Genomic DNA, 8,852 nt, shown 5'->3' with positions numbered 1-8,852 from the left:
CTTAGACCTCTACCTTAGAACTGAAGGCCAGCTTCACGGGCAGCATCTGCCAGTGCCTGGACGCGACCATGATATTGGAAACCGGAACGGTCGAAAGAAACACCAGTGATGCCTTTTTCGATTGCGCGTTCTGCGATAGCTTTACCTACTGCAGCTGCGGCTTCTTTATTACCGGTATACTTCAGTTGTTCAGTGATAGCTTTTTCTACAGTAGAAGCAGCGACCAGAACTTCGGAACCGTTCGGGGCGATTACCTGTGCGTAAATATGACGCGGGGTACGATGTACCACCAGGCGAGTAGCACCCAGCTCTTTGAGCTTGCGACGTGCACGGGTCGCACGACGGATACGAGCAGATTTCTTATCCATAGTGTTACCTTACTTCTTCTTAGCCTCTTTGGTACGCACGACTTCGTCGGCGTAACGGACACCCTTGCCTTTATAAGGCTCAGGACGACGGTAGGCGCGCAAGTCCGCTGCAACCTGACCAATCAGCTGTTTATCAGCGCCTTTCAGCACGATCTCAGTCTGAGTTGGACATTCTGCAGTGATACCCGCGGGCAGCTGGTGATCGACTGGATGAGAAAAGCCCAGAGACAGGTTAACCACGTCGCCTTTAACGGCTGCACGATAACCTACACCAACCAGCTGCAGCTTCTTAGTGAAGCCTTCGGTAACACCGATTACCATTGCGTTCAGCAGCGCGCGAGAAGTACCCGCCTGCGCCCAGCCGTCAACGAAACCTTCGCGCGGAGCGAAAGTCAGAGCGTTGTCAGCATGCTTAACTTCAACAGCATCATTGATAGTACGAGTCAGCTCGCCGTTTTTACCTTTAATCGAAATTACCTGACCGTTGAGTTTTACCTCTACGCCGGCAGGAACAACGACAGGTGCTTTAGCAACACGAGACATATGTATCCTCCGATTACGCTACGTAGCAGATAATTTCGCCACCAAGACCTGCCTGGCGCGCTGCACGATCAGTCATGACACCTTTAGATGTAGAAACTACAGCGATGCCCATACCAGCCATTACCTTTGGCAGCTCATCTTTTTTCTTATAGATGCGCAGACCAGGACGGCTTACTCGCTGAATGCTTTCTACAACAGCTTTGCCCTGGAAATACTTGAGAGTAAGTTCCAGTTCCAGCTTGATGTCGCCTTCGATTTTGAAATCTTCAATATATCCTTCTTCCTTCAGAACGTTGGCAATTGCCAATTTCAGCTTGGAGGAAGGCATGGTGACCGCAACTTTGTTTGCGGCCTGACCGTTACGGATACGGGTCAGCATATCCGCGATCGGATCTTGCATGCTCATCTGTGTTACTCCCGTGATTCAATTGGTGACAATTACCAGCTAGCCTTTTTCAGGCCCGGGATTTCACCGCGCATGGCGGCTTCGCGGACCTTGATACGGCTCAACCCAAACTTCCGCAGGAAACCGTGCGGACGACCTGTTTGACGGCAGCGGTTACGCTGACGCGAAGGGCTGGAATCACGCGGCAGACTCTGCAGCTTCAGAACAGCATCCCAACGATCTTCGTCGGAAGCGTTCACATCAGAGATGATCGCTTTCAGTTCAGCGCGTTTAGCGAAGAATTTGTCTGCTAATTTTGCACGCTTAACTTCGCGTGCTTTCATAGATTGCTTAGCCATTAAGTAACCCTACCTTACTTACGGAACGGGAAGTCAAAGGCAGCCAGCAGAGCACGGCCTTCATCATCAGATTTCGCAGTAGTGGTAATGGTGATATCCAAACCACGAACGCGATCGACTTTGTCGTAGTCGATTTCTGGGAAGATGATCTGCTCACGTACACCCATGCTGTAGTTGCCACGACCATCGAATGACTTAGCGGACAAGCCACGGAAGTCACGGATACGTGGAACAGCAATGGTGACCAGACGCTCAAAGAACTCCCACATGCGCTCGCCACGCAGAGTTACTTTACAGCCGATCGGATAGCCCTGACGGATTTTGAAGCCTGCAACTGATTTGCGTGCTTTGGTGACCAGCGGTTTTTGACCGGAGATTGCTGCCAGGTCAGCTGCTGCGTTATCCAGCAGTTTCTTGTCAGCGATCGCTTCACCAACACCCATGTTCAGGGTGATCTTCTCGACCCGAGGGACTTGCATGACAGAATTGTAGCCAAACTCTGTCATGAGTTTCTGGACTACTTCGTCTTTGTAGTAATCATGCAGTTTCGCCATCGTACTACTCCAAATTACTTGATAGTTTCGCTGTTAGACTTGAAGAAACGGACTTTTTTGCCGTCTTCGAATCTAAAGCCTACACGGTCAGCCTTACCAGTTGCCGCGTTGAACAGTGCAACGTTAGAAACCTGAATAGCAGCTTCTTTTTCAACGATGCCACCTGGTTGGTTCAGAGCCGGAACCGGCTTCTGATGTTTCTTCACCAGGTTGATACCTTCAACGATGACCTTACCAGAAGACAGGACATTCTTAACTTTACCGCGCTTACCTTTATCTTTACCGGTTAACACGATAACTTCGTCGTTACGACGGATTTTAGCTGCCATTGTTCGCTCCTTAGAGTACTTCTGGTGCCAGAGAGATAATTTTCATGAACTTTTCAGTACGAAGTTCACGAGTTACCGGCCCAAAAATACGCGTACCGATAGGCTGCTCACTGTTATTGTTCAGAATAACGCATGCATTACCATCGAAGCGAATGACAGAACCGTCCGGGCGACGAACACCCTTCCTGGTGCGCACCACTACCGCCTTCAGGACATCACCTTTTTTGACTTTACCACGCGGAATTGCTTCCTTGATGGTAACTTTGATGATGTCACCGACGCCTGCGTAGCGACGGTGCGAGCCACCCAGAACCTTGATACACATTACGCGACGTGCACCGGAGTTGTCGGCGACGTTCAGCATAGTCTGTTCTTGGATCATTTTAGTGCTCCGCTAATGTCAACTACTACTTCGGGACCTAAACCTCAGGTCGTTAGAAAGCCCCATAATTGAGGGCGCGGCATTGTAACACCGGTTCTCACAGATGGGTAGAAAAAATAAACGGCTCTCAATCGAGCCGCTGATTTCCCCTGATGACAGGGAGGGCGTATTCTAGGGAATAGTGCGAACAGTAGCAAATGTAATCTGCCTTATTTTTCGTCGCCTCCCAAATAAAGTGCCCTTCTGACTCAACCAGCCAGTTTCCTGGCCAGTTGGTTATGCTGACGCAACACGGCTGGCAGTTCAATTCCGGCCACTTGTCCGTCCCGTACCCTGACTTTTCCGTTAATGATGCTATAGGCAACCTGTCCCGGATTACAGAACACCAGGGCGGCGACAGGATCGTGCCCTGCCCCGGCAAGTCCAATTCGATTCAGGTCAAAAATGGCCAGATCGGCCATCATGCCCGGCGCAATGGTGCCCACATCATCGCGGTTTAGCACCTTTGCTCCACCCAGCGTCGCCAGTTCCAGTGCCTGACGTGCCGTCATCGCATCCGGGCCGAAGCCAACGCGTTGCAGCAGCATCGCCTGACGAACCTCGGCCATCATGTCTGAGCTGTCATTGGAGGCTGAGCCATCCACACCCATACCCACGTGTACGCCGGCATCACACATATGGCGTATCGGCGCAATACCGGAACCGAGACGCATGTTCGAGCAGGGACAGTGCGCGACGCCGGTACCGGTACGTGCAAAGAGTTCTATGCCATGCTGATCCAGTTTGACGCAGTGTGCATGCCAGACATCCGGTCCTACCCAGCCGAGGTCTTCAACATACTGTGCTGGCGTCATATTGAATTTTTCACGGCTATAACGGATATCGCTGTCGTTCTCCGCCAGATGGGTATGCATTGAGACGTTGAAGCTGCGTGCCATCGCTGCGGATTGCTTCATCAGCTCACGGCTGACTGAAAACGGCGAACATGGCGCAACCACGATGCGTAACATCGAACCGTGGCTGTCATCATGGTAGCGCTCAATCACACGCTGCGTATCTTTAAGAATGGCGGCTTCATCCTCTACCAGTGCATCGGGTGGTAAGCCACCCAGGGACTTACCGACGCTCATGCTGCCCCGGCTCGCATGGAAACGCATGCCCATTAAGGCTGCAGCCTCAATACTGTCGTCAAGCTTACAGCCATTCGGATAGACGTAGAGATGGTCACTGGTGGTGGTGCAGCCGGAGAGCATTAACTCGGCCATGGAGATCTGTGTTGAGATATGAATCATCTCAGGCGTCAGATTCTGCCACAGTGGATAGAGGTGGGTCAGCCAGTTAAAGAGCTCGCCGTTTTGCACTGCAGGAATAGCGCGGGTCAGGCTCTGATACATGTGGTGATGCGTATTGATCAGGCCAGGGATGACAATGTGTCCTCGCAGATCGATGATCTCATCCGCGCTATCGGGTAACGAGCGTGCTTCCCCGACTGCAACGATCTTATTTCCTTTTATCAGAATAGAAGCGTTACCTATTTCCCGACGGTCAGCATCCATGCAGACCACACATTCAGCATTCTTCAGTAACAGAGTTCGTTCCATGCTATTGCCTGTGGGTAATGGTTGTGTGTTACCCGATAATAGCGGCAAGCTTTTGGCAGAGCTAATCGCAGGTAACGCAGCTAACAGTGGCAATTTTAACAGTGACCGGCGTAAGCGGTCATGACTCTCCATTTTCACGGCACATTTCCTTGTACAGTTATGATAACCCCGGCGTTTATAGCCTGGCGCTTTCAGGCCACGTCGCCTGAAGAGAGGCAGCTTAATCCCTGCAAATCCCTGAATTTTTGAGCACCATCAAATCCGTATTGCCACGGGCACAAATGGATCAAGCCCGAATCGCAGGCAAAAAAAAACCCCCTGCCGAAGCAGAGGGTTTCCTCAGAAAAAACGATTCTTATTACAGAACAGCTTTCTCGATTACGCGAACCAGGGTCCAGGATTTAGTCTTGGACAGTGGACGGCATTCGCGGATTTCTACCACGTCACCAATTCCACATTCATTGTTCTCGTCATGGATGTGCAGCTTGGTCGTACGTTTAATGAATTTGCCGTAGATCGGGTGTTTCACGAAACGTTCGATAGCAACAACTGCAGATTTCTGCATTTTGTCACTTACTACACGACCCTGCAGAGTACGGATTTTATCGGTCATTACGAACCCGCCTTCTCAGTCAGTAAAGTCTTAACGCGTGCAACATCACGGCGAACCTGTTTCAGCAGATGAGTCTGCTGCAGTTGGCCAGATGCTGCCTGCATGCGCAGGTTAAATTGCTCACGCAGCAGATTAAGCAGCTCAGTGTTCAGCTCTTCAACGCTTTTTTCACGCAGCTCAGTTGCTTTCATTACATCACCGTCTTAGTTACAAAGGTGGTTTTGATAGGCAGTTTTGCTGCTGCCAGCTTGAATGCTTCACGGGCCAGCTCTTCTGGTACGCCGTCCATTTCATACAGGACTTTACCAGGCTGGATCAGGGCAACCCAATACTCTACGTTACCCTTACCTTTACCCATACGCACTTCCAGCGGCTTCTCGGTGATCGGTTTGTCCGGGAATACTCGGATCCAGATCTTACCTTGACGCTTAACTGCACGGGTCATAGCACGACGTGCTGCTTCGATCTGACGAGCAGTCAGACGACCACGGCCAACAGCTTTCAGACCGAAAGTACCGAAGCTGACATCCGTACCCGCAGCCAGACCGCGGTTACGGCCTTTGTGCACTTTACGGAATTTCGTACGCTTTGGTTGTAACATCAGCGACTCTCCTTACTTACGGCCTTTACGCTGCTGCTTTTTAGGTTGAGCAGCCGGTTCCGGTTGTTCAACAGCAGCCATACCACCCAGGATCTCACCTTTGAAGATCCATACCTTAACGCCGATTACACCATAAGTGGTGTGCGCTTCAGAGGTGTTGTAGTCAATGTCAGCACGCAGTGTGTGCAATGGCACGCGACCTTCACGATACCATTCGGTACGTGCGATCTCGGCGCCACCCAGACGGCCGCTAACTTCGACTTTAATACCCTTCGCGCCAAGACGCATGGCGTTCTGAACTGCACGCTTCATAGCACGACGGAACATCACACGACGCTCCAGCTGTGAAGTGATGCTGTCAGCTACCAGTTTCGCGTCCAGTTCCGGCTTGCGGACTTCGGCGATATTAATCTGTGCAGGAACGCCAGCGATATTCGCGACGACCGTGCGCAGTTTTTCTACATCTTCGCCTTTCTTACCGATAACGATGCCCGGACGAGCGGTGTGAATAGTCACACGGATGCTCTTCGCTGGACGCTCGATAACGATACGAGAGACAGATGCTTTAGCCAGTTCTTTAGTCAAAAACTGACGTACTTTAAAATCGCTGTCCAGGTTGTCAGCGAATTCTTTGGTGTTCGCAAACCAGGTAGAGTTCCATGGTTTTACAATACCCAGGCGAATACCATTAGGATGTACTTTCTGACCCATTGCTAGTCTCCAGAGTCTCAGCGATCGGACACAACCACAGTAATGTGGCTGGTGCGCTTCAGGATGCGATCTGCACGACCTTTGGCACGCGGCATAATGCGTTTCATGGTCGGACCTTCATCAACGAAAATTTTCGTGATTTTCAGATCGTCGATATCAGCGCCATCGTTGTGTTCGGCGTTAGCAATGGCAGATTCCAGAACTTTTTTGACCAGTACAGCCGCTTTCTTATTGGTGTAGGTCAAAATGTCCAGTGCCTGCGACACTTTCTTACCGCGAATCAGGTCAGCAACAAGGCGAACCTTCTGAGCAGAAGAACGAGCGTGGCGATGTTGAGCTAAAGTTTCCATCTCTTCCTCCTACTTATTTCTTCTTGGCTTTTTTATCAGCCGCGTGACCGCGATAAGTACGTGTCGGCGCGAATTCACCCAGTTTGTGACCAACCATTTCGTCGGAAACAAAGACAGGAACGTGCTGACGACCATTATGGACAGCGATGGTCAAACCGATCATGTTAGGAAAGATCGTTGAACGACGGGACCAAGTGCGCAAAGGCTTCTTGTCACCGCTTTCCACCGCTTTCTCTACCTTCTTCAGCAAGTGCAGGTCAATAAAAGGACCTTTCTTGAGAGAACGTGGCATGGCTTATCCTCTAATATTATTTGCTACGGCGACGTACGATAAACTTATCGGTACGCTTGTTGCTACGGGTCTTCTTACCTTTGGTCTGAACGCCCCACGGAGTTACCGGGTGCTTACCAAAGTTACGACCTTCACCACCACCGTGCGGGTGATCAACTGGGTTCATCGCGGTACCACGAACGGTAGGACGAACACCACGCCAACGGGCTGCACCAGCTTTACCCAGAACGCGCAGCATATGCTCAGCGTTGCCGACTTCGCCCAGTGTTGCGCGGCAGTCAGACTCGACTTTACGCATTTCACCTGAACGCAGACGCAGGGTAACGTAAGAACCTTCACGCGCAACGATCTGCACGTAAGCACCGGCTGAGCGAGCAATCTGACCGCCTTTGCCTGGTTTCATTTCTACGTTATGCACGGTTGAACCCACCGGGATGTTACGCATCGGCAGAGTGTTACCTGCTTTAATCGCAGCATCAACGCCAGATTGGATCTGGTCGCCGGCTTTCAGGCCTTTAGGGGCCAGGATGTAACGGCGCTCGCCGTCTTTGTACAGAACCAGTGCGATGTTCGCAGAGCGGTTCGGATCGTACTCAAGACGTTCAACAACTGCCGGGATACCGTCTTTGTTGCGTTTGAAGTCAACAATACGATAAGCCTGCTTGTGACCACCACCGATATGACGGGTAGTGATACGACCATTGTTGTTACGGCCACCGGATTTGCTGTTTTTTTCTACCAGCGGGGCAAATGGTTTGCCCTTGTGCAGCTCCGCGTTTACCACTTTAACTACATGGCGACGACCCGGAGATGTCGGTTTACATTTAACAACTGCCATTGTCTTTCTCCTCCGACTTACTCAGCGCCGCCAGCGAAGTCCAGATTCTGGCCTTCTTTCAGGGTGACGTAAGCTTTTTTCCAGTCGCTACGACGACCGATACGCTGTCCTTGACGCTTAACTTTGCCCTTAACTACCAGGGTGTTTACGTCTTTAACTTCTACTTCGAACAGTTTCTCAACAGCAGCAACGATCTCTGCTTTGGTCGCGTCATTAGCAACTTTGAGAACGATGGTATTGGTTTTTTCCATCGCGCTAGATGCTTTTTCAGATACGTGCGGCGCGCGCAGTACTTTCAGCAGACGTTCTTCACGGATCATGCCAGCATCTCCTCAACTTGCTTAACTGCATCAGCAGTCATAACGACTTTGTCGAAGGCGATCAGGCTAACTGGGTCGATACCGGATGCATCACGTACGTCAACCTTGTACAGGTTGCGCGCAGCCAGGAACAGATTCTCATCCAGTTCACCGGTGATGATCAGCACGTCTTCCAGAGCCATGTCTTTCAGTTTCTGTACCAGCAGCTTGGTTTTCGGTGCTTCTACAGCAAATGATTCGACAACGATCAGACGATCTTGACGTACCAGTTCGGACAGGATGCTTTTCAGCGCGCCGCGGTACATCTTTTTGTTAACTTTTTGACTGTGGTCCTGCGGCTTCGCAGCAAAGGTCACACCACCTGAACGCCAGATTGGGCTCTTTACAGAACCTGCACGCGCACGGCCGGTGCCTTTTTGACGCCATGGCTTTTTGCCTGAACCGGTTACTTCGGCGCGAGTTTTCTGCGCACGAGTACCCTGGCGGGCGCCAGATGCGTAAGCAACAACAACCTGGTGAACCAGCGCTTCGTTGAAATCACGACCGAAGGTAGTTTCGGAAACAGTCAGCGCGCTCTGCGCGTCTTTCAATACTAATTCCATTGCT

The 8,852-nt window shown here is 51.1% G+C and carries 17 protein-coding genes; all 17 read right to left on the bottom strand.

The window, feature by feature from the left end; all coding sequences use genetic code 11:
- Window positions 1–14 precede the first annotated feature (14 nt).
- The 17 genes from rplR to rplD all read right to left on the bottom strand — a co-directional run bounded on the left by rplR (window position 15) and on the right by rplD (window position 8,848).
- Window positions 15–368, bottom strand: coding sequence for a 50S ribosomal protein L18 (rplR, locus tag ACVKSX_RS15865; RefSeq protein WP_003850163.1), 354 nt, complete (start codon window positions 366–368; stop codon window positions 15–17).
- A gap of 9 nt (window positions 369–377) precedes the next feature.
- Window positions 378–911 carry a 50S ribosomal protein L6 gene (rplF, locus tag ACVKSX_RS15860; RefSeq protein ID WP_003850161.1) on the bottom strand — a complete coding sequence of 178 codons (534 nt, stop codon included), beginning with the start codon at window positions 909–911 and terminating at the stop codon, window positions 378–380.
- Between the two features lie 13 nt (window positions 912–924).
- Window positions 925–1,317 carry a 30S ribosomal protein S8 gene (gene rpsH, locus ACVKSX_RS15855; RefSeq protein WP_003850158.1) on the bottom strand — a complete coding sequence of 131 codons (393 nt, stop codon included), beginning with the start codon at window positions 1,315–1,317 and terminating at the stop codon, window positions 925–927.
- A 32-nt stretch (window positions 1,318–1,349) separates the two neighbouring features.
- The gene (gene rpsN / locus ACVKSX_RS15850) at window positions 1,350–1,655 is read right to left on the bottom strand and encodes a 30S ribosomal protein S14 (RefSeq protein WP_008927132.1); all 306 of its coding nucleotides are present in this window, start codon (window positions 1,653–1,655) and stop codon (window positions 1,350–1,352) included.
- A 14-nt stretch (window positions 1,656–1,669) separates the two neighbouring features.
- On the bottom strand, window positions 1,670–2,209 hold the full coding sequence (rplE, locus tag ACVKSX_RS15845) for a 50S ribosomal protein L5 (protein ID WP_003850155.1): 540 nt from the start codon (window positions 2,207–2,209) through the stop codon (window positions 1,670–1,672).
- 14 nt (window positions 2,210–2,223) lie between these two features.
- On the bottom strand, window positions 2,224–2,538 hold the full coding sequence (rplX, locus tag ACVKSX_RS15840) for a 50S ribosomal protein L24 (RefSeq protein WP_003850150.1): 315 nt from the start codon (window positions 2,536–2,538) through the stop codon (window positions 2,224–2,226).
- A 10-nt stretch (window positions 2,539–2,548) separates the two neighbouring features.
- Window positions 2,549–2,920: a 50S ribosomal protein L14 gene (gene rplN, locus ACVKSX_RS15835; protein ID WP_006120590.1), complete on the bottom strand. Its 372-nt coding sequence runs from the start codon at window positions 2,918–2,920 to the stop codon at window positions 2,549–2,551.
- A 248-nt stretch (window positions 2,921–3,168) separates the two neighbouring features.
- On the bottom strand, window positions 3,169–4,521 hold the full coding sequence (locus ACVKSX_RS15830; RefSeq protein WP_010252814.1) for an 8-oxoguanine deaminase: 1,353 nt from the start codon (window positions 4,519–4,521) through the stop codon (window positions 3,169–3,171).
- A gap of 358 nt (window positions 4,522–4,879) precedes the next feature.
- Window positions 4,880–5,134 carry a 30S ribosomal protein S17 gene (rpsQ, locus tag ACVKSX_RS15825; RefSeq protein ID WP_003850147.1) on the bottom strand — a complete coding sequence of 85 codons (255 nt, stop codon included), beginning with the start codon at window positions 5,132–5,134 and terminating at the stop codon, window positions 4,880–4,882.
- Complete coding sequence (rpmC, locus tag ACVKSX_RS15820; RefSeq protein WP_003850146.1) at window positions 5,134–5,325, bottom strand: 50S ribosomal protein L29; 192 nt, start codon at window positions 5,323–5,325, stop codon at window positions 5,134–5,136. Before rpmC ends, rpsQ begins: the two co-directional genes overlap by 1 nt.
- On the bottom strand, window positions 5,325–5,735 hold the full coding sequence (gene rplP / locus ACVKSX_RS15815) for a 50S ribosomal protein L16 (protein WP_008927134.1): 411 nt from the start codon (window positions 5,733–5,735) through the stop codon (window positions 5,325–5,327). Before rplP ends, rpmC begins: the two co-directional genes overlap by 1 nt.
- 12 nt (window positions 5,736–5,747) lie before the next feature.
- Complete coding sequence (gene rpsC / locus ACVKSX_RS15810; RefSeq protein WP_009087585.1) at window positions 5,748–6,446, bottom strand: 30S ribosomal protein S3; 699 nt, start codon at window positions 6,444–6,446, stop codon at window positions 5,748–5,750.
- A gap of 17 nt (window positions 6,447–6,463) precedes the next feature.
- Entirely contained in the window at window positions 6,464–6,796 is a 333-nt protein-coding gene (rplV, locus tag ACVKSX_RS15805; protein ID WP_008927136.1) for a 50S ribosomal protein L22, read from the bottom strand.
- Between the two features lie 13 nt (window positions 6,797–6,809).
- Window positions 6,810–7,088: a 30S ribosomal protein S19 gene (gene rpsS / locus ACVKSX_RS15800; protein WP_001138115.1), complete on the bottom strand. Its 279-nt coding sequence runs from the start codon at window positions 7,086–7,088 to the stop codon at window positions 6,810–6,812.
- Between the two features lie 16 nt (window positions 7,089–7,104).
- Complete coding sequence (rplB, locus tag ACVKSX_RS15795) at window positions 7,105–7,926, bottom strand: 50S ribosomal protein L2 (RefSeq protein ID WP_008927137.1); 822 nt, start codon at window positions 7,924–7,926, stop codon at window positions 7,105–7,107.
- A gap of 17 nt (window positions 7,927–7,943) precedes the next feature.
- On the bottom strand, window positions 7,944–8,246 hold the full coding sequence (gene rplW / locus ACVKSX_RS15790; RefSeq protein ID WP_003850708.1) for a 50S ribosomal protein L23: 303 nt from the start codon (window positions 8,244–8,246) through the stop codon (window positions 7,944–7,946).
- Window positions 8,243–8,848, bottom strand: coding sequence for a 50S ribosomal protein L4 (gene rplD, locus ACVKSX_RS15785; RefSeq protein ID WP_003850711.1), 606 nt, complete (start codon window positions 8,846–8,848; stop codon window positions 8,243–8,245). Before rplD ends, rplW begins: the two co-directional genes overlap by 4 nt.
- Window positions 8,849–8,852: the final 4 nt, after the last annotated feature.

It is taken from the genome of Pantoea sp. PvP021 (assembly GCF_054056055.1).
The sequence above is the reverse complement of the archived record's forward strand: the minus strand, read 5'-3'. Positions and strand labels throughout refer to the sequence as shown.

What these genes read in the sequence shown, in the direction of transcription:
- rplR (WP_003850163.1), bottom strand. Translation starts at nt 368, where the DNA reads ATGGATAAGAAATCTGCTCGTATCCGTCGTGCGACCCGTGCACGTCGC.
- rplW (WP_003850708.1), bottom strand. Translation starts at nt 8,246, where the DNA reads ATGATCCGTGAAGAACGTCTGCTGAAAGTACTGCGCGCGCCGCACGTA.
- rplE (WP_003850155.1), bottom strand. Translation starts at nt 2,209, where the DNA reads ATGGCGAAACTGCATGATTACTACAAAGACGAAGTAGTCCAGAAACTC.
- rplP (WP_008927134.1), bottom strand. Translation starts at nt 5,735, where the DNA reads ATGTTACAACCAAAGCGTACGAAATTCCGTAAAGTGCACAAAGGCCGT.
- rpsS (WP_001138115.1), bottom strand. Translation starts at nt 7,088, where the DNA reads ATGCCACGTTCTCTCAAGAAAGGTCCTTTTATTGACCTGCACTTGCTG.
- rplX (WP_003850150.1), bottom strand. Translation starts at nt 2,538, where the DNA reads ATGGCAGCTAAAATCCGTCGTAACGACGAAGTTATCGTGTTAACCGGT.
- rpsN (WP_008927132.1), bottom strand. Translation starts at nt 1,655, where the DNA reads ATGGCTAAGCAATCTATGAAAGCACGCGAAGTTAAGCGTGCAAAATTA.
- ACVKSX_RS15830 (WP_010252814.1), bottom strand. Translation starts at nt 4,521, where the DNA reads ATGGAACGAACTCTGTTACTGAAGAATGCTGAATGTGTGGTCTGCATG.
- rplD (WP_003850711.1), bottom strand. Translation starts at nt 8,848, where the DNA reads ATGGAATTAGTATTGAAAGACGCGCAGAGCGCGCTGACTGTTTCCGAA.
- rplN (WP_006120590.1), bottom strand. Translation starts at nt 2,920, where the DNA reads ATGATCCAAGAACAGACTATGCTGAACGTCGCCGACAACTCCGGTGCA.
- rplB (WP_008927137.1), bottom strand. Translation starts at nt 7,926, where the DNA reads ATGGCAGTTGTTAAATGTAAACCGACATCTCCGGGTCGTCGCCATGTA.
- rpsH (WP_003850158.1), bottom strand. Translation starts at nt 1,317, where the DNA reads ATGAGCATGCAAGATCCGATCGCGGATATGCTGACCCGTATCCGTAAC.
- rpmC (WP_003850146.1), bottom strand. Translation starts at nt 5,325, where the DNA reads ATGAAAGCAACTGAGCTGCGTGAAAAAAGCGTTGAAGAGCTGAACACT.
- rplF (WP_003850161.1), bottom strand. Translation starts at nt 911, where the DNA reads ATGTCTCGTGTTGCTAAAGCACCTGTCGTTGTTCCTGCCGGCGTAGAG.
- rplV (WP_008927136.1), bottom strand. Translation starts at nt 6,796, where the DNA reads ATGGAAACTTTAGCTCAACATCGCCACGCTCGTTCTTCTGCTCAGAAG.
- rpsQ (WP_003850147.1), bottom strand. Translation starts at nt 5,134, where the DNA reads ATGACCGATAAAATCCGTACTCTGCAGGGTCGTGTAGTAAGTGACAAA.
- rpsC (WP_009087585.1), bottom strand. Translation starts at nt 6,446, where the DNA reads ATGGGTCAGAAAGTACATCCTAATGGTATTCGCCTGGGTATTGTAAAA.